We start from the raw sequence: 17,994 nt of genomic DNA, 5'->3' as shown, positions 1-17,994 counted from the left end.
TGGTGCGTCGTTAGGCTCGACCCATGGCGACTTTGTTCACGAAGATCATCGACGGCGAGATCCCCGGTCACTTCGTCTGGAAGGACGACTCCTGCGTCGCGTTCCTGGTGATCGACCCGCTGACCGACGGCCACACCGTCGTGGTGCCGCGCGAGGAGATCGACCACTGGCTCGATGCCCCACCGCAGCTGCTGAGCCACCTCACGCAGGTCGCGCAGACCATCGGCAGGGCCCAGCATGCTGCCTGGGACAGCGCCCGGGTGGGGGTTCTCGTCGAGGGTTTCGAGGTGCCGCACCTGCACGTGCATGTCTGGCCGGCCAACGGTGTCGAGGACTTCGATGTCCACAACGTGACCAAGGGCCAGGACCAGAAGGTGCTCGCCGCGAATGCGCAGCGGCTGCGCGACGCACTGCGGGAGCAAGGGAACAGCGAGCACGTGCCGGACTGATCCCACCCGGGGGAATGACCGCGCTGTGCAGCACGTTGAACCGCGGCAGAGACCTTCTTTCCTTCGACCAGGAGACTTCCCATGCGGGACCCGATGGAGCTCGTCCGTTTCGAGCAGGACGCCCACGCCAACGAACTCGGCGCGCGGACGCTGATCGTCGCGCTCGGCGGGTTGATCGACGCCGGCAACACCCAACGGCTACTCGTCCAGCACCTGCTGGCCAACGGTGACCCGGTCGTCGTCGCGTCCTTCGACATCGATCAACTGCTCGACTACCGCGGACGGCGTCCGTTGATGACCTTCGAGCGCGACCGGTTCACCTCGTATGAGGACCCTTCCCTCAACCTCTACCGCCTGACCGACGACGAGGGCACGCCCTACCTGTTGCTCGCGGGCCCGGAGCCGGACTACCAGTGGGAGCGTGTCAGTGAAGCCGTTCGCGTGTTGACCCGACGCCTCGGCGTCCAGCTCGTCATCAGTGCGCACGGCATCCCGATGGCGGTGCCGCACACCCGCCCGGTGGGTATGACCAAGTACGCGACCGACCGGCGTCTCATCCCCGACAACGACGCCGTCTTCGGCGAGGTGCAGGTGCCCGGCAACCTGGAGCAACTGGTCCACCTTCGCCTCGGTGAGTCGGGCGTTGACGCGATCGGCCTGGCGCTGCACGTGCCCCACTACCTCGCAGCGATGGACTTCGGCGACGCCACGGTGGCCGCGATCGACACGATCGTGGGGTTCACCGGGTTGTCGCTGCCGGTGACCGACCTGGCGATGCAGGCCGAACTGCACCGCGCCGAGATCAGCCGGCAGATCGAGGCCAACCCCGAGATCCGCGACGTGGTGCAGGGCATTGAGCAGCAGTACGACGCGTTCGCGCAGGGGCGTCAGCGGCAGAACCTGCTGGCCACCGAACTGGCCGAACTTCCGAGCGCCGAGGAGATCGGTGCCGAGTTCGAGGAGTTCCTGCGCACCGAGGTCGGCGACGACGACGAGGACTGAGCCGCCCGGAGACTGAAAGTCCGCAGAACTGCGCAGGTCACCCGCGCGTTCTGCGGACTTTCATTCTTTGGCCTCGCTCCAGCGCTGGAAGATCCCGGTGTCGGCCACGAACCGCACCGGCGCGCCCTCCGACCAGCGTCTGGCCGCGTCCTGCAGCGCGGTCTCAACCGCCTGCATCGTCGAATCCGCCTGTGCGGCAGGGGTATGCACCAGCAGTTCGTCGTGCAGGCAGAGGACGATCTCGCCGCCGAGCGGTGCAATCGCAGCCCGGACGGTGAGCGCCCACGCCTTGAAGAACTCCGCCGCCGCACCCTGGACGACGGCATTGCGGGTGAACCGTCCGCGGCCACGTGCGCGAGCAGAGGTGTCGTCCGGGCCCACGGAGACAGGGACCAGGCGTCCGCCGTACGTCATCACCGACTCACCGCGTTCACCTCGTAGGGCTGCATCCCGCAGGTACGCCATCGCCACCGGGTAGGTGTGCTCCAGCCGGCCCAGCACCTGACCGGCGGTGCCGCTCGTCTGCCCGTACATCGCGGCCAGCATCGCGATCTTCGCCGTCGGGCGGTCGACACTCAGATCCGTCGCGATCTCCGCGTACAGATCATCGGCGCGGGTGGCCTCGGCCAGGGCCGGGTCGCGCGACACGACCGCAAGGACGCGCGGCTCGATCTGACCGAGATCGGCGCGCACCAGGAGGTGACCGGCTGCGGCTGCCACACCGGGACGCAGAGGAGCGGGCAGGCTGTGCAGCCCGGACCCTGCGGTCATCCGACCGGCCCCTCCGTCGGAGGCGTCCCACTCTCCGCGTAGCCGGTCGTCGGGACCCACGAAACGATCGAGCCAATGCCACCCGTACGTCGTCGCGATCCGTTCGGCCTTGCGCCAGTCCAGCAAGGCGTCGACCAGGGGCGACCCGGCCCGATACGGCTCCAGATGCCAGGCGCGAGTGTCCTCGACATTGATTCCGCTGCGCCGCAACATGTCCCGCACGGCCAGCGGGTTGCGAAGGTCGATTCTCCCACCACCGGGAAGGTGCTGCCACACGACGGCATCTCGGCCGCGGCGAATCTCCGCAGCATGCCCGTCGTCGGTCGGACGCGGACCCGCCGCCTGGGCGATCAACCCTTCGAGCGTGGGCCGGTCGATCGGCAGTCCGTGCTCCGCCAACTCGACGCACAGCATCGCGGCCCCGGATTCGCTTGTTGCACAGGACAAACCGCCACATCGATCGTCGAGCACATCGGCCTGCCACAACGCTGTGTCGAGAGCGGCACGACCCCACAGTTCGCGGTTTCCGCCGTCACGCAACCACTCCGGCGATCCTGTCCGTGCCGGCAACGGCTGCCCCGGACTAAACGTGGTGTCCTCGTCGGCGAGACCTGCGAACAGGTCGGGCCCACCCGGCCGTGCCTGACGTTCCTCGATGGGGGCGGGGATCGGCAGCCCGAACCGCGTCGACCAGACCGCGACAGGATCGTCCCGGTGGCCCCCCGCGATCAAACGGTGGACGGCGGCGATGTCCCAGACGCGTGACAACCGGCCGTCGCCGATGAGCGCGCGGGCCGAGGAAGCGCTCCACCAGACCACGCGCCGTCCCTCGAGGACGCCGGCTTCGTGTACCGCGCGTGCATCACGGTGGTGACTCACCTGCTCGTCGACAACGCACACTTGCCCGTCCGGAGAGACCACGACCGCGGCCGCGACAGACAGCGAACCCCGCAGCGATCGCTGCGGGGTTGCCGTGTGTTCTGGTGCGCTCAGCGCTGACCGTCCTGCGGGGGCTCCCACCCGGACTGACCGTGCTGGCCCTGCTGGCCGTAGCCCTGCTGGCCCGGCTGCGCCTGGGTCGGGGCGTCTGCGCCACCGGCCGCGCGCACGTCGTCACGGTTCACCGCCTGGGTCGCGGCATCCGAGACATCGCCACCCTGCTGCTGTCCGTAACCACCCTGCTGGCCGTGCTGCTGGCCGTAGCCGCCCTGTTGCGGCTGCTGGCCGTAGCCCTGCTGACCGGGCTGCTGGCCGTAGCCACCCTGCTGTGGCTGCTGACCATACGCCTGCTGTCCGTAACCACCCTGCTGGTTGTGCTGCTGGCCATACGCCTGCTGTCCGTAACCACCCTGCTGGTTGTGCTGCTGGCCGTAGCCCTGGGTGCCCTGAGCCGGGGTCTGGGAGCCCGCGGAGACACCGTAGGAGCCCGGCGTGCCGTAACCATCGCTGTATCCCTGGCCGTACTGGTAGCCACCCTGGTTGTAGGTGTTGTCGTAACCCGAACCGGTTGACTGGGACTTCTTGCGACGCATCATCATCAGGACGGTGCCCAGGATGCCGCCGAGCAGCAACAGCAGACCGAGGATCAGCACCGGAGTGCGCCACCCGCCGCCGATGTTGTCGGCGCGGTTGCCGGCGAACAACTGACCCTTGGCGTTCTCGCACTTGGTCTCGTAGGAGGCCTTGGCCATGCCGTCGGGGCTGCGACCGATCTCCCAGTACTTCTTGCCGTCGGCCTGCACCGAGAAGTCCTCGGACGGCTGACCGAACGAGGTGGTGTTGCCGTTCGCGACCACGCTGCACCGTGCGGTGCCACGATCGCTCTGCTCGGTGCTGTAGACGGAGAAGGCGGACGATTCCACGCTCTGACCGTTGGAGAACCCGTTCAGGCTCACCTTCGGGCTGGCCAGCGCGCTGACCAGCACGAGGATCAGACCGACGAGGGCAGCCGCGGCCGGAATCGCCAACATCGCGTTCTTGTTGCCGGAAGAATTGGACATGCCGACAAAAGTAGCCCATCGTGGCCCAGCGATCGGCTACCGCCTCGCTGCTGTCTGCGGGGAATCCCGCGCCTGTGGCGCTCGATTCAGGACGATCAGGCGAGCCCGGCAGGGTCCTCGACCGGTTCGGCAGCAGCCCGGACGTGATTCCACAGCGCGTGCAACCCGCGTAGGCGCAACGGCGAGACCGCATCGCCGAGACCGAGTTGCCCGACCAGATCCGTCGGAGCGGTGCGCACCTGCTGCGCCGGTCGCCCGTCCAGCGTCGGCACGATCAGTCCGGCGAATCCGCGTACGACGACCGCGCTCGACGGCACCGTGATGGCCAGATGGAAGACATCGGACGCGTCCAGTCGGGCCGCCCAACTCACCGGCGACTGGCACTCGGGCAGCCGGCGCAACTCACCTGCGGAAGCCGACGGCGCGGGCAGGTCCTCACCCAGTTCGACCAGCCACTCCAGTCGTTCGGCCAACGGCACCATGGCCGCTTCATCCAGAAGCTCCGACAGCGTTTCCATCACGCCATCATCGTCGACGGATTCACCCTCGCGGCAGCCGCGGTCGGACGCGTCCGGCTGCCATGATGAGCCACATGTTCGGATTCGGAGACAAGAAGGACGACCAGAAGAACGTCCCGGTGAAGCTCGACAGTGGACCGATGGGTAGTTCCGCCCTCGGGTTCGCCGAGAAGCTTCTTCAGGTCGGTATCGACGGCAAGGGCAGTTTCGACTCCGCCCAGAAGATTGCTGCGAAGGCGCTGCAGGACAGCGGTGGCGACCAGGAGAAGGCGATCAAGGAGATCGTCTCCGACACTCGCCGCCTTGCTGCCGCCAACGGGTTCGTCACCGGCCTGGGTGGCTTCGTCACGATGGCCGTCGCGCTGCCGGCGAACGTCGCGGGCTTCTACCTGCTGTCCACCCGCATGGTGGCGGCTGTGGCCCACATTCGTGGCTACGACCTGCGTGACCCCAGCCTGCGGTCGGCGATCCTGCTGACCCTGGTCGGCGCCGACGCCAACGACATCATCAACAAGGCCGGCGTCGTCGCCACCGGTCGCCTGGCCGGCATGGCCGCCCAGCAGTTGCCGCCCCCGGTGCTGATGGTCGTCAACAAGGCCGTCGGGTTCCGGCTGATCGGCCAGGTGGGGGAGAAGGTCGCCACCCGTCTGGGTAAGGCCATCCCCTTCGCCGGCGGTTTCATCGGCGCCGGCATGGACTCCTGGATGCTGCACAAGGTCGCCAAGAACGCCGCGGAGCAGTTCCCTCGACGCTGATCGCATGACCGACGAAGCGGGACCGGTTGCGCACAGCCCGATCCCGCTCGGCGTGTCCTCCACAACCGGTGGAAGGGAGCACGACAGGAGTCTCCTGCCGGCACTGAAGTCAGCGGATGGAACCGATCCCTGCCCTGACCGGAGCCGGCGAACTGCTGGCCTACGTGCCCTACCAACTCGGGTTCAACCCGTCCGACAGCGTCGTCCTCGTCGGCTTCGACGAGGACGACCACCTGGTCGTCACCGCCCGCTTCGATCCGGTGGTGCCGGAGGCGGTGAACGACATCGCCCATCTGATCGGCCAGGGACGTCTGCGCACCTTGGCGAGCGCCGCACTGGTGAACTACGGCGACGGCGAAGCTGTCCTCCTCACCTCGTCGGTACTACGAACCGCCCTGCGCTGCAACGGAATCGAGCTGGTTCACGTTTGGGAGGTCGATAACGGCACGTCCACCTGGGCGGCTCTGTGGTGCTGCTGTGGACAGTGCCCGGAGCAGCGGACCCCGCTGACCGAGGCACACCTGATCCCGGCGGCCGTGGAAGCCGTCTACCGCGGCTGCAGTCCCGCACCCAGTCGTGACGACCTGGAAAACCGGTGCACCCCGACTCAGGACGAAGCGCAGATCGCTGCCGAGGTCGAGGAATTGTGGAGCGTCATGGAGGCGGACGTCGAAACCGGCCGCGACCTCGAACTGTTGGCCGTCCATCGGATCCTTCGCGGCGACCCTGCTGCGCTCGACGATCCGGTGACGGTGAGTCGGGCCCTCGCGGCCGTCCAGGTGGTCGGCGTGCGCGACGGACTGCTCTGCTGGCTGCGTCCGGATGTGTTCCCACCGACCCGGCTGAGCAGAAGTGACCGGGACCGGTGGCAGCAGTCCGGCGAGCTCCCTTCGCCGAATCGCGCCGAGCGCGCCGGGACGGTTCACATCCTCATTCGCTGGGCATGCCGCGTCCCGGCACAGCTGTCTGCTCCGCTCTGGGCCTGCGTCGCGGCGTCCGAGTGGGCCGACGGCGGAAGCGCGGTCGCCACCATCGCGCTGGACCGTGCCTTCGAGGCCGATCCCGGATGTCGGCTCGCGAGTCTCGTCCGCAACTGCCTCCTGACAGGCACGCTGCCCGGCGGACGCATCGACCCGGCAGCCTGACCTTGCAGCGTGTCCGGATGCAAGAACAGGGGGCTGTCCGAACGCCGGCTCTGAGGTATCGTCGCTCCCGTCAAGAGTCCCAGCGTCAAGCCCCGGCTTGCTGGGCGGCAACCCTCCACCGCGTGGGGTGCCCCGGGTGAGGACAAGGTCCCGACCGTTCGGTCGGCGACAAGCGCGGGGCTGCATGAGCCCCCGGTTCCGCTGGGAGAGGCGATGAGCAGCAGTCACCACACGGGCACTCCGTCGACGTCGGTTTCGGCCCGGCACAACCACGCCCGTTCGACGCTCATGACCCCGGCTGCCCCAGGGTTGCGACCGAAGACTCCTGCGCAGAGTGCAGCGATCGGGGACGACCCGTACGACAATCCTGCGCTGCGTCGCTTCGATGCCGGGGCCTTCACGCTCGAATCCGGACGCACGATCGACGATGTCGTGGTCGGCTACCAGACCTGGGGCACCCTCTCGGAGATGGCCGACAACGCGATCCTGGTCGAGCATGCCCTCACCGGTGACGCGCACGTCGTCGGTGCGACGGGTCCGGGTCAACCCAGCGGCGGATGGTGGCCCGGCCTCATCGGGCCGGGTGCTCCGCTGGACACCGACCGCTTCTTCATCGTGGCCTCGAACGTGCTCGGGGGATGCCGTGGCACCACCGGCCCGAGCAGCCCGGCCCCGGACGGGCGCCCATGGGGATCACGCTTCCCGCAGATCACCATCCGCGACCAAGTGCTGGTCGAGGCCGCCCTCGCCGATCACCTCGGCATCGAACGCTGGCAACTCGTGCTCGGCGGCTCGATGGGCGGCATGCGTGCGCTGGAATGGCTGGGCAGCTTCCCGCAGCGTTGCGACAGCGTGCTCGCGATCGCGACGACCGGTTGTGCGACGGCCGACCAGATCGCCTGGGGACAAGCACAGGAACTCGCGATCAGTTCCGACCCCGACTACTGCGCCGGTGACTACTACCCCGGCCCCGGGCCACGTGCGGGCCTCGGTCTGGCTCGTCGCATCGCGCACACGACCTATCGCAGCGCCGACGAACTCGAGCAGCGGTTCGGTGTGGAGCCGCAGAGCACCGAGGACCCGCTCGGTGGCGGACGCTTCGCCGTCGAGAGCTACCTGGACCACCAGGCCGGAAAACTCGTCCGACGGTTCGACGCCGGAAGCTACCTGCATCTGACCCGTGCGATGGCGACTCACGACATCGGACGCGGTCGTGGGGGTGTCGCAGCCGTCGTCGCGGCCTACCCCGGACGCCTTCACGTGGCCGCCGTCGACTCCGACCGTCTCTTCCCGCCACATCTGTCGCACGAATTGGCAGCGGCCGCCGGCGTACGCACCTCGCTGATCCGGTCCGCGTGCGGTCACGACGGCTTCCTGGTCGAGACCGACCAGATCGAAGCGATCGTCACCGACGCTCTGCTTGCGGGGTCGGCCGGCTCCACCCCCCGGGTGGGGTAGCGTCGCCGAACGACGAAAGAGAAAGGGGAGAGATGATGAGGATCGTGGTGGCATTCCTGGCCACGCCCGAGGGAGAGGCGGCGTTCGCCGCAGCCGCCGCTCAGGGGCGAGCCCAAGGGCTCGAGGTGAGCGTCGTGCCGCTCGACCGAACCGCCGTACCGCGGGCGCAGGCGCTCGCGGACGCGTCCGGCGCGGCGTCGGTCACCGTCACGCCCGCGCTCGGGGGCCAAGACCTCGTCGAGTCCTTCCTGGCGACTGCACGCGATCTGGACGCGAGTCTGATCGTGATCGGGCTGCGGCGCCGCACGACCGTCGGCAAGCTGATCCTCGGCACGAACGCGCAACGCATCATGCTGGACGCACCGGTTCCGGTGCTCACGGTCAAGCCCGACACCGCCTGAAGACTCGGTCCTACTGCGTTCGGGAACGCCCCGGGATTGGGCCGCGGGCAGCGCGTCGTTTTATAATGTCTACAAGTACGCGCCCCGCTTCGGGCCCGACCCGAAGAGTGAACCGCGAATGCTTGAAATCCCCATCGGTGAACCGCCACTCGGCGGTGTGTCGTTATGCCCTCGTGCCATCGGCACAGCCCCGCAACGGAATGGAAGGTAGTCAGTGACTTCCGCGTCGAAAACCGCTGAGACCAAACAGCTTCCGGCTGAATTCTCCCACCCGGCCCTGCAGCAACTGCTTGAGAAGGGTGCCGCGACCGGATCGGTCGACGGCGACGACGTGAAGGCGGCGCTGGAAGAAGCGTCGCTGGAGCCGAAGCGGATGAAGGCGGTGCTGAAGGAGCTCGACCGGCAGGGCATCACCGTCGAGGTCCCCGAGATCGTCCCCGTCAAGAAGACTGCCGCGCGCAAGACTGCTGCGAAGAAAGCTCCGGCGAAGAAGACCGCGGCCAAGACCACCACCGCCAAGACCGCTGCGGCGCAGGACGATTCGGCCGACGACACAGAGGTTGCGAAGGCTCCGGCGAAGAAGACCGCTGCCAAGAGCGCGGCGAAGAAGACCACCGCGAAGGCGCCGGCCAAGAAGACCGCCGCCAAGAGCGCGGTGGCGGACGAGGTCGCAGAGGCTGTCCCGGCGAAGAAGGCTGTCGCCAAGAGCGCTGCGAAGAAGTCCACGACCAAGAAGACCGCGGTGAAGAAGGGCGACGAGGTCGAGCTCGAAGAGGTCGAGATCGAGGATGTCGACCTGGAGCTCGGCGACGAAGCGAAGGTCGACCCGAAGACCGTCGTCAACTCCGAAAAGGACGAGGCCAAGGACGACGACGCCGAGGAGTCCACCGAGGAGACGAAGGCCGAGGAGACAGAGACCGGCGGATTCGTCATCCGTCAGGACGACGAGGACGACGCCCCCGCGCAGCAGGTCGTCACCGCCGGTGCCACCGCCGACCCGGTGAAGGACTACCTGAAGCAGATCGGAAAGGTCGCCCTGCTCAACGCTGAGCAGGAGGTCGAGCTCGCCAAGCGCATCGAGGCCGGTCTGTTCGCGGAGGAGAAGCTCAACTCCGGCGAGAAGATGGACATGACCATCAAGCGTGAGCTGTGGTGGATCGCCCAGGACGGTAAGAAGGCCAAGAACCACCTGCTCGAGGCCAACCTGCGGCTGGTCGTCTCGCTCGCCAAGAGGTACACCGGCCGCGGCATGCTCTTCCTCGACCTGATCCAGGAGGGCAACCTCGGTCTGATCCGTGCGGTCGAGAAGTTCGACTACACCAAGGGTTACAAGTTCTCGACCTACGCCACGTGGTGGATCCGTCAGGCGATCACCCGAGCGATGGCCGACCAGGCGCGCACCATCCGTATCCCCGTGCACATGGTCGAGGTCATCAACAAGCTGGCTCGCGTGCAGCGTCAGATGCTGCAGGACCTCGGACGCGAACCCACTCCGGAGGAGCTTGCCAAGGAGCTCGACATGACTCCGGAGAAGGTCGTGGAGGTGCAGAAGTACGGTCGCGAGCCGATCTCGCTGCACACTCCGCTCGGCGAGGACGGCGACAGCGAGTTCGGTGACCTCATCGAGGACTCCGAGGCGGTCGTCCCGGCTGATGCAGTGAGCTTCACGCTGCTGCAGGAACAACTGCACTCGGTGCTGGACACCTTGTCCGAGCGTGAGGCCGGCGTGGTGGCGATGCGCTTCGGTCTGACCGACGGTCAGCCGAAAACCCTGGACGAGATCGGCAAGGTCTACGGCGTGACGCGTGAGCGGATCCGCCAGATCGAGTCCAAGACGATGAGCAAGCTGCGTCACCCCTCGCGTTCCCAGGTGCTGCGCGACTACCTGGACTGATCCGGTTCGAACAACAGGAAAGGGCCCCGGCGACGGGGCCCTTTCTGCGTGCGTGTGTGGGGCGCCGCTGACGTCAGTTCTTGCGCCAGGGCATCACCTTGCGCAGGAACCACCGGCGTCCGGTGCGCGGAGCGAAGCGGTGGACCAACTTGTGGCGGAAGCCTGCGTTGCGGCGGACGGCCTCGATGACGGCGGCGGTGTCGGTGCGGACGTCTAGATCGTCGTCCGCACGTCCGTATCGGGCCTTCTCCAAGGTGCGCGTCGCACGGTCGAGGGCCTGCGAGGACTCGCTGCCCAGGGCACCTGCTCGCCGGTAGTGCTGAAGTTGGGCACGGGGTGAGACATCGGGTGGGTGGGGGACGCCGAGGTCGTCCAGGTCGTCGCGGAAGGTGAGCCAGTCGGCCTCCACCTGTTCACGCAGGTCGTCGGTGCGTCGCCGCCTTTCGGCTTCGCGTCGAGCGGCCAACGGCAGGAACGAACCCAGCAGACCGAGGAACAGTGCTACGAGCACCAGCCAACCGAGGTACTTGAAAGCGGTGCCGAACCAGGACGGAGTGTCCGAGCCGGAGCCGCCGCCGCTGTCGGTGGCGGACGACGTCTGGGCGGGAGCGGTGGACACGTCGGCCGAGGTGGTCGGTGTCGTCTGCTCCGGCCGCTCGGTACGGCTCGGCCCGCTGGTCTGCGGCACGGCGTAGTCGGGAACGCTTGCGGCGCGGCTGCCTGGAGTCGGCTCGAACCGCGTCCAGCCCAGACCGGGGAAGTACAGCTCGGGCCAGGCGTGGGCGTCGGACTGGATGACGGTGTACTGGTCGGCGCTCAGCGAGGGGCTGCCGCCGAGGAATCCGATGGCCATCCGTGCAGGAATCTGCTCCAGTCGAGCGAGCATGATCATCGCGGTGGCGAACTGGACGCAGTAGCCCTGCTTGGTGAGCAGGAAGTTGGTGATCGGGTCGGCGGTCTGGTCGTTCACCGTGCGCCGAGTCGGGGCCAGCGTGAGGGAGTAGGTGAAACCGCCGCCGGAGCGCAGGTAGTCCTGGATAGCGACCGCTCGCTCGAACGGGTTGTCACCGCCCCCGATGCGTGACAGCGTGCGCCGCAGCTCCGGCAGCGCTCGGGGATCGATGGCCAGGTCGCGCTCGAACCCCTCCGGGGTGGACCTGGAGGTCGGACGAGCCGACGGTCCGAGCAGTGCATACTTCACCGAGTACTGCGACACGCTGCGTTGCGGGCTGATGACCGATGTCGTGGGGTCGTACTGCCAGGAGGCACCCCCGAGGTCGACGCTGAGCGTCGGGGTCGGGGTCGCGAGAAGGCCTGCGGTGAGAGTGCTGGACTCGACCCGGATCGACTGCTCGACGTAGCCCGCATCGGGTCGCAGTCCGGCCGGTTGGATCCGCGCGTTGTCCGAGCCGCCTTGCTGATCTGCCGGGTCCGTCTGGCTCCACTGCCCGTCGTTGTAGGCCGATGAGGTGAACACCCGCAGGGGGCCGGGCGTCGGGTCCTGAGTGCTGTAGGTGATCACCGGTGTGCGGTCGTTGCTCACCAGACTCCGACTGACGTCGAGGGTGTTCGACAGTCCGACCGAGCCGGTGCCGCCGGTGCGCCGGCCGAGTCCTTCGCCGAGGTAACGCTGGTCGGTCGACGGCAGCACGTGCGGCACCACCAGTGCGCCGATCAACGCCAGCAAACCCACCGTCCGCGCGACCGACGCGAAGCCGCCCAGTCCCAGCCGATCGCCGAGCAGAGTGGGAGCAGTGGCGCGGGCCGTCGTGTTGGACCAGCGCTGGACGTTTCCTCGGGCAGTCAGGCCGACCATCAACAGCCAGCCCGTCGCCGCGGCGAGGAAGTAATGCGGCGCGAGGCCGTCCGTCGTGTTCGCCGCACTGATCAGGTAGATGCTCATGATCGGCAGGCCTGCAACAGCCGGGGCAGCCAGACCGACGGCAAGGACATCGGTGAGCACGGCCAGCATCGCGATCAGACCGACGATCGCGAACCGCAGCCCCTCGGTTTCCGGCGCGGGAGCCGCATACGTGCGGATGGTGCCGTCTGCCTCGGTGATCAGGGCCCTGACCGTCTCGACGGTGGGCTCGCCGGAACCGCGGACATACAGGAACCACAACGCTGCCGCGACCACCACGAACTGCACCCAGACCACCGCGAACTCCGGGATGGGCACCGCGCGAGCAAGGACCGCGCACCCGAGCGCCAGTGCGACGACGAGCACGGCATCCCACACCCAGTCGCTGCCGCGGACAAGGGTCGTGATCGGCCACGCCGCGATCAGCGCGGTGACGCCGGCCAGCAGCGTCAGTGGGGCTTGACGGAACCTCACAACGCACCCACCCGTACCAGCGAACGCCTGGTGATGGTGGTCCACGCCTGCTCGATCGTCATGTCGGCGGGTACATCGACGACGCGCCAGCCGTAGTCGGCGAGGCCGACCGTCCGCTCCGGCGAAGGACCGCCGAAGGACGCGGTGTCGAGGCGAAGGGCGAGGGCGGACGCCCCCGGCTGACGCAGCGATCCCAGATCGTTCAGCAGTCCGGCGAGGTCGTCGGCGACGGCAGCGACCACGACAGCTCCGGTGCCTGCCACATCGTGAGCGCCCTTGAGGACCGAGGCGAAGTTCGTGTCGTCGCCGCCGAGGGCGGCACGCGCCAGCCAGAGTTGGACCACCGTCGGTGGCAGATCGTTCAGGTGTGCTCCCGCAGCAACCGTCTCCTTGCTCACCAGGTGCACCAGATAACCGAGTTCGTGCATTCGGGCCGCGATCGAGGCCAGCGCGGTGACCGCCCACTCGAAGGATGAATGCTCGCCGTGTCCGGCGTGCGCGCTGGAACGCGAGTCGAGCAGCAGGACGCAGGACCGCCTCGCCGGGCGATCGAGCTGCCGGACCATAAGTTCTCCGCGGTGCGCCGTGGCGGGCCAGTGCACCTTACGCAGATCGTCGCCGTCCTGATAGTTGCGCAGACTGACGTCCTCCTCGCCGTGCAGCGCGATCATCGCGGGGGTCGTTCCTTCCTGCCCCGAACCGGCGCCGGGCGGATGGCTGGCACCGAGCGCCACGATGCGGGGGAGCACCAGCAGCCGGTCGACCGCCTGGACGGTGACTTGTCGTTCGGTCATCCCGAACGGGTCGCGGATGCTGACGTGCACAGGACCCACGTCGTGCTCACCGCGGACCCGTGGTTGAACGGTGTACTCCACCACCCGGGATTCGCCGGCTCCCATGCCGGGCAGGACGAATCGGGGTGAATCACCGAGGGTGTAGTCGAGGGTCTCCTGAGCCAGGCCGTAGCGGGACCGGCGTCGGTCGGTGTTGGTGAAGGTGAGGGTGATCGCACACCGGGATCCGGCGGTGACGACATCAGGCTGCAGTTGCCGGGTCACCTCGACGCGGCGGTCCCGCCGCCGCGACAACCACCAAGTCGCAACGACCAGGGCGAGCAGAAGGCCACCCAGACGCACGACGTCCAGGAAACCGAGCACGACGCCGCCGACCAGGAGGGTGAGCCCCGCAGATAGGAACGACCGCCCGCGGGTGGTCAGTCGTGCCTTCTTCATCTGGTGCTCACCTTGTACTCAGGATGCCGAACGCGCGATTCAGCGGGCGGAAGCCGCGGGCACCGGCACCCGCTGCAGGAGTTGCTCCAGCACCTCGCCTGCACCATGCCGCAGGTGCTGCTGGTCGGCGCCCAGGATCACCCGGTGTGCCAGAACCGGGAGGGCGACCCGTTGGACATCCTCGGGGATGACGTGGTCGCGGCGATCGAGTGCAGCGTTGGCCCGCGCCGCACGCAGCAGACCGAGAGCGGCACGCGGCGAGGCGCCGAGGCGAAGCGCGGAGGTCGAGCGGGTGGCTGTCACGATGTCGACGACGTACTGGCGCAGGGCGGGGCTCGCGTAGACCTGGGCGACGCGGGCGATCGCTGCCGCGACGGACGTCGCATCGGTGACCGGGCGCAGCCGCGCCAGCGGACTGCCCGCACCGTGCGAGTCGAGCATGGCCAGTTCGGCGGCGGCGGTCGGGTAACCCATCGAGATACGGGCCATGAACCGGTCGCGCTGCGCTTCGGGCAACGGGTAGGTGCCCTCCATCTCGATCGGGTTCTGGGTGGCCATCACCATGAACGGGCGCGACAACTCGTAGGTCGTGCCGTCGACGGTGACTTGTGCCTCTTCCATGCACTCCAGGAGCGCGGACTGGGTCTTGGGCGAGGCCCGGTTGATCTCGTCGCCGACCACGAGGTTGGCGAACACCGCTCCCGGACGAAATTCGAACGTGCGGGCATCCTGGTTGAAGACACTGACGCCGGTGATGTCACTGGGCAACAGGTCCGGCGTGAACTGGATCCGTCGCATCGTGCCGTCGATCGACCGGGCGAGCGTCTTGGCGAGCATCGTCTTGCCGACGCCCGGGACATCCTCGATCAACAGGTGACCTTCGGCGAGCAGCACGATGATTGCGGTGCGCACGGCGTCCGACTTGCCCTCGATGACCGAGGACACCGCCTCGTGAATGCGTGCGGCGAGGTCGTGCACCTCGTCCAGTGACAGCTGCGGATCAGGGTCGCTCTCGCCTCGCATCCGGTGATTGTCCTCGGTCCTGGCTAGTTGCGACGCATCCTGCATGGGTAGATCCTGCCCGACCACGGCCCCGGATCCCATCACCGGTTGGCCACGACTTGCTCGGCTCACTCATCCTCCACTTTGCTCCACCGTCCCGTCGGGTCCGGCGCTGAAGGACGCAATCAGCCTTCACCCGACCCGACAATCACCCGGGTTTCCGGTGGTTCAACGTGCAGCTGTCCCATTTTTCGCCCGTTGTCGCGTGGATGGATCGAAGAGATGGCCGAAAATCCCTCCACCTCGCACCAGTGGCTCTGACCTGGGAAAACACTCGAAAAGAGTCCGAATTCAATCCCTTTGAGGGCGACAGGTGGGGTCTGGTGGAGTAAAGTGGAGCAAACAGGAGCACTGCGGAGTCGATCGGGCGGGAAGGGGCGGTGAGGATGACCTTGTTTCTCGGTACCCATCAGCCCCGGCTGGATGACAAGGGCCGCATGTTCCTGCCCGCCAAGTTCCGCGAGAAGCTCGCTTCCGGGCTGGTCATCACCCGTGGTCAGGAGCGCTGCCTGTACGTCTTCGCGATCGCCGACTTCGAAAAGCTCGCCGCAGAAATGAGCCGCACCCCGGTCACCAACAAGGCGGCCCGCAATTTCCAGCGTGTGCTGCTGTCGGCCGCCTCGGACGAGATCCCCGACAAGCAGGGGCGCATCACAATCCCCGCGATCCTGCGGGAATACGCCGGTCTCACCAAGGAGTGCACGGTGATCGGCGCCGGCAACCGGGTCGAGTTGTGGGCCACCGAGGCGTGGAACGAACTGCTGGCCAGCACCGAGGACGAGTTCGCCGACCAGGCACAGGAGGTGATTCCGGGCGGTCTGTTCTGACCTCTTCTGACCTCTTCTGACCTGTGGCCTCCATCCGCTGACGCGTGCGCGTCGACATCACTTCCCCGGTGCCGACGACATGCAGCGGCTGGGGACCGGAGATCAGAAAACGGCAGCCCGCAGGAATCACCACCACAACATTTACCGCCCACCACTGACAACACACCGCAGACGAGCGAAAGGCGAAGCGATGAGCGACAACCGGACAGTGGCCGACCGCCACGTTCCGGTCATGCGCGACCGCATCATCGAGCTGCTGCGTCCGGCACTGGTCACGGGAGAGACAGGTCTGCGTCCGGTGTACCTCGACGGGACGCTCGGCATGGGTGGTCACACCGAGGCGATCCTCAAGGCCTGTCCGGACGCGGTCGCGTACGGCATCGACCGCGACACGGAGGCGCTGCGTCTGGCGGGGGAGCGGTTGGCACAGTTCGGGGACCGGTTCATTCCGGTGCACGCTCGCTACGACGACGCGATCGAGGAACTGGCCGAACTCGACGTCCATCGCGTTGACGCGGCCTTGTTCGACCTGGGTGTCAGTTCCCTGCAGCTCGATGAGACCGAGCGCGGTTTCTCCTACAGCCGGAACGCCGCCTTGGACATGCGGATGGATCAGACCCAGGGGATGACCGCCGCCGATGTCATCGCCGAGTACGACGAGGGCGACCTTCGGCGCATCCTGCGGGAGTACGGCGAGGAACGGTTCGCCGGCAAGGTCGCCAAGGCGATCGTGCGCCGCCGTGAGCAGTCGCCGATCCGCACCTCCGACGAACTCATGCAGGTGCTGCGGGACGCCATCCCGGCGGCCTCGCAACGCACCGGCGGGCACCCCGGGAAGCGGACCTTCCAGGCCCTGCGCATCGAGGTGAACGCCGAACTGCTCAGCTGGCAGGCCGCCTTGCCTGCGGCGATCGATGCGCTCGCGATCGGGGGACGCATCGCGGTGCTGTCCTACCACTCGCTCGAGGACCGCATCACCAAGCACGAACTGCAGGCCGGCGCGCGTTCGACCGCCCCCGCCGGTCTGCCGGTCGAACTGCCCGAACACAAGCCCTACCTGAAACTCCTCACCCGTGGCGCCGAGCAACCCGGCGACGCCGAGGTGAACACGAACCCGCGCGCGGCGTCCGCCCGTCTGCGCGTAGCTGAACGAATCCGTGCCACGAAGGGAACCAAGCGATGAGCCAGGCCACCGCCCGCCCGTTGACGGTCCGCCGCGCCCCGCGGGGAGCCAACCCGACCGCCACCCGTGCGCGGCTCAAGCTCGTCCAGCCGGCGACGCACACGAGCGAGGGGGGCGTCGGTTTCGTCATCCTCTGCGCGACGCTGCTGGTCGGCGGCCTGCTCACCGTGCTCCTGCTCAACACTGCACGAGCCCAGCAGCAGTACACGATCGGTGACCTGCAGAATGCCTCGTCCCGGTTGTCGGCCAAGGACCAGGAACTGGGCACACAACTCACCTACGCCCGTGCTCCGCAGCAGGTCGCGCTCAAGGCCCAGGAGTTCGGGATGGTGCCGGCCGGGAAGATTCGGTACGTGCGCGCCTCCGATCACCGACTCGTCGGCGTGGCGGAAGGCAGCGCTGCGACCGCCCCGTTTACCGTGAGCACGTTGCCCAGGACACCGGCCACCCCGATCGCCGAACTCGCCGTGAACTCGGCGGGCACGGCAGGACTGGTGGAGAAGCCGAAGCCCAAGGCAGCGCCGGAGGCAAAGAAGCCGGCGCCGCCCGCAGCTTCGACCAAACCGTCGGACAAGGCGACCGCGACACCCAGCACCAAGCCCAGCTCCAAGCCGCAGAACAGCCCGAAGTCCACGGGTGGCACGGCCACCAAGCCCGCCCCCCAGAAGAACGAGAAGACGACGTCGCCCACGCCGACGTCCGCGAGGTGAGCCAGTGACGCAGTCCCGTCGACCGGGTTCGCGATCCAGCACGTCATCCAGCACGTCATCGTCCACGCGCAGGTCCTCGAACCCGCGGACGGCAGGTCGCCCGACCCGGCCGCCGCGACCGGCGGGCAGGACTTCCGGGGACTCCTCACGTCCCTCGCCCACGATCGACCTGGCGGCCGCACGCGCCGGTCGTCGCAGCAGTGGTTCCACCGCTCGTCCGCGCGCCGGATCGAGCGCCGCTCCCCGTCCGCA

Annotated in this window: 16 protein-coding genes and 1 riboswitch; of the genes, 10 read left to right on the top strand and 6 right to left on the bottom strand. The window is 67.8% G+C overall.

What is annotated here, in order from left to right:
• The first annotated feature begins 23 nt into the window (after positions 1-23).
• Positions 24-449, top strand: a complete 426-nt coding sequence (locus tag ACYU8W_RS08575) for an HIT family protein (protein WP_141928052.1) — start codon at positions 24-26, stop codon at positions 447-449.
• Between the two features lie 81 nt (positions 450-530).
• Positions 531-1,451, top strand: coding sequence for a PAC2 family protein (locus ACYU8W_RS08570; RefSeq protein ID WP_499468280.1), 921 nt, complete (start codon positions 531-533; stop codon positions 1,449-1,451).
• Positions 1,452-1,511: 60 nt separating this feature from the next.
• On the opposite strand, the gene ACYU8W_RS08565 is transcribed toward ACYU8W_RS08570, so the two are convergent.
• From ACYU8W_RS08565 to ACYU8W_RS08555, 3 genes are all read right to left on the bottom strand, one after another.
• Entirely contained in the window at positions 1,512-3,041 is a 1,530-nt protein-coding gene (locus ACYU8W_RS08565; protein WP_499468278.1) for a DNA polymerase, read from the bottom strand.
• A 170-nt stretch (positions 3,042-3,211) separates the two neighbouring features.
• Entirely contained in the window at positions 3,212-4,222 is a 1,011-nt protein-coding gene (locus tag ACYU8W_RS08560; RefSeq protein WP_499468276.1) for a hypothetical protein, read from the bottom strand.
• A gap of 95 nt (positions 4,223-4,317) precedes the next feature.
• Entirely contained in the window at positions 4,318-4,740 is a 423-nt protein-coding gene (locus ACYU8W_RS08555; RefSeq protein WP_499468274.1) for a SufE family protein, read from the bottom strand.
• 74 nt (positions 4,741-4,814) lie between these two features.
• On the opposite strand from ACYU8W_RS08555, the gene ACYU8W_RS08550 reads away from it, so the two are divergent.
• The 5 genes from ACYU8W_RS08550 (at position 4,815) to ACYU8W_RS08530 (ending at position 10,393) form a co-directional block, all read left to right on the top strand.
• Positions 4,815-5,495 (top strand): EcsC family protein, encoded by a 681-nt coding sequence (locus tag ACYU8W_RS08550; RefSeq protein ID WP_129624084.1) that lies wholly within the window; start codon positions 4,815-4,817, stop codon positions 5,493-5,495.
• 116 nt (positions 5,496-5,611) lie between these two features.
• Positions 5,612-6,640, top strand: coding sequence for a DUF4192 domain-containing protein (locus tag ACYU8W_RS08545; protein WP_499468272.1), 1,029 nt, complete (start codon positions 5,612-5,614; stop codon positions 6,638-6,640).
• A gap of 68 nt (positions 6,641-6,708) precedes the next feature.
• Positions 6,709-6,821: riboswitch (SAM riboswitch) on the top strand.
• Between the two features lie 32 nt (positions 6,822-6,853).
• Positions 6,854-8,098, top strand: coding sequence for a homoserine O-acetyltransferase MetX (metX, locus tag ACYU8W_RS08540; protein ID WP_499468270.1), 1,245 nt, complete (start codon positions 6,854-6,856; stop codon positions 8,096-8,098).
• A 35-nt stretch (positions 8,099-8,133) separates the two neighbouring features.
• Positions 8,134-8,499, top strand: coding sequence for a universal stress protein (locus ACYU8W_RS08535; RefSeq protein ID WP_499468268.1), 366 nt, complete (start codon positions 8,134-8,136; stop codon positions 8,497-8,499).
• 214 nt (positions 8,500-8,713) lie between these two features.
• On the top strand, positions 8,714-10,393 hold the full coding sequence (locus tag ACYU8W_RS08530; protein ID WP_499468266.1) for an RNA polymerase sigma factor: 1,680 nt from the start codon (positions 8,714-8,716) through the stop codon (positions 10,391-10,393).
• 73 nt (positions 10,394-10,466) lie between these two features.
• On the opposite strand, the gene ACYU8W_RS08525 is transcribed toward ACYU8W_RS08530, so the two are convergent.
• The 3 genes from ACYU8W_RS08525 to ACYU8W_RS08515 are packed head-to-tail and all read right to left on the bottom strand — an operon-like array spanning position 10,467 to position 14,983.
• Positions 10,467-12,728 (bottom strand): transglutaminase TgpA family protein, encoded by a 2,262-nt coding sequence (locus ACYU8W_RS08525; RefSeq protein WP_499468264.1) that lies wholly within the window; start codon positions 12,726-12,728, stop codon positions 10,467-10,469.
• A complete protein-coding gene (locus ACYU8W_RS08520; protein ID WP_499468262.1) occupies positions 12,725-13,960 on the bottom strand; it encodes a DUF58 domain-containing protein in 1,236 nt (411 codons plus the stop codon). The genes ACYU8W_RS08525 and ACYU8W_RS08520 overlap by 4 nt, the downstream gene beginning before the upstream one ends.
• Positions 13,961-13,999: 39 nt before the next feature.
• Positions 14,000-14,983, bottom strand: a complete 984-nt coding sequence (locus ACYU8W_RS08515; RefSeq protein ID WP_499468260.1) for an AAA family ATPase — start codon at positions 14,981-14,983, stop codon at positions 14,000-14,002.
• Positions 14,984-15,414: 431 nt separating this feature from the next.
• On the opposite strand from ACYU8W_RS08515, the gene mraZ reads away from it, so the two are divergent.
• The 3 genes from mraZ (at position 15,415) to ftsL (ending at position 17,742) form a co-directional block, all read left to right on the top strand.
• Positions 15,415-15,849 (top strand): division/cell wall cluster transcriptional repressor MraZ, encoded by a 435-nt coding sequence (mraZ, locus tag ACYU8W_RS08510; protein WP_499468564.1) that lies wholly within the window; start codon positions 15,415-15,417, stop codon positions 15,847-15,849.
• 190 nt (positions 15,850-16,039) lie between these two features.
• Complete coding sequence (gene rsmH / locus ACYU8W_RS08505; protein ID WP_499468258.1) at positions 16,040-17,032, top strand: 16S rRNA (cytosine(1402)-N(4))-methyltransferase RsmH; 993 nt, start codon at positions 16,040-16,042, stop codon at positions 17,030-17,032.
• Positions 17,029-17,742 (top strand): cell division protein FtsL, encoded by a 714-nt coding sequence (gene ftsL / locus ACYU8W_RS08500; protein WP_499468256.1) that lies wholly within the window; start codon positions 17,029-17,031, stop codon positions 17,740-17,742. The genes rsmH and ftsL overlap by 4 nt, the downstream gene beginning before the upstream one ends.
• Positions 17,743-17,994 lie beyond the last annotated feature (252 nt).

It is taken from the genome of Yimella radicis (genome assembly GCF_054778255.1).
Note: the sequence above shows the minus strand (reverse complement) of the source record. Positions and strands in the feature narration are given on the sequence as shown.

Coding starts and splice junctions, on each gene's coding strand:
- ACYU8W_RS08575 (WP_141928052.1), top strand. CDS start 24: ATGGCGACTTTGTTCACGAAGATCATCGACGGCGAGATCCCCGGTCAC.
- ACYU8W_RS08570 (WP_499468280.1), top strand. CDS start 531: ATGCGGGACCCGATGGAGCTCGTCCGTTTCGAGCAGGACGCCCACGCC.
- ACYU8W_RS08560 (WP_499468276.1), bottom strand. CDS start 4,222: ATGTCCAATTCTTCCGGCAACAAGAACGCGATGTTGGCGATTCCGGCC.
- ACYU8W_RS08555 (WP_499468274.1), bottom strand. CDS start 4,740: ATGGAAACGCTGTCGGAGCTTCTGGATGAAGCGGCCATGGTGCCGTTG.
- ACYU8W_RS08550 (WP_129624084.1), top strand. CDS start 4,815: ATGTTCGGATTCGGAGACAAGAAGGACGACCAGAAGAACGTCCCGGTG.
- ACYU8W_RS08545 (WP_499468272.1), top strand. CDS start 5,612: ATGGAACCGATCCCTGCCCTGACCGGAGCCGGCGAACTGCTGGCCTAC.
- metX (WP_499468270.1), top strand. CDS start 6,854: ATGAGCAGCAGTCACCACACGGGCACTCCGTCGACGTCGGTTTCGGCC.
- ACYU8W_RS08535 (WP_499468268.1), top strand. CDS start 8,134: ATGAGGATCGTGGTGGCATTCCTGGCCACGCCCGAGGGAGAGGCGGCG.
- ACYU8W_RS08520 (WP_499468262.1), bottom strand. CDS start 13,960: ATGAAGAAGGCACGACTGACCACCCGCGGGCGGTCGTTCCTATCTGCG.
- ACYU8W_RS08515 (WP_499468260.1), bottom strand. CDS start 14,983: ATGCGAGGCGAGAGCGACCCTGATCCGCAGCTGTCACTGGACGAGGTG.
- rsmH (WP_499468258.1), top strand. CDS start 16,040: ATGAGCGACAACCGGACAGTGGCCGACCGCCACGTTCCGGTCATGCGC.
- ftsL (WP_499468256.1), top strand. CDS start 17,029: ATGAGCCAGGCCACCGCCCGCCCGTTGACGGTCCGCCGCGCCCCGCGG.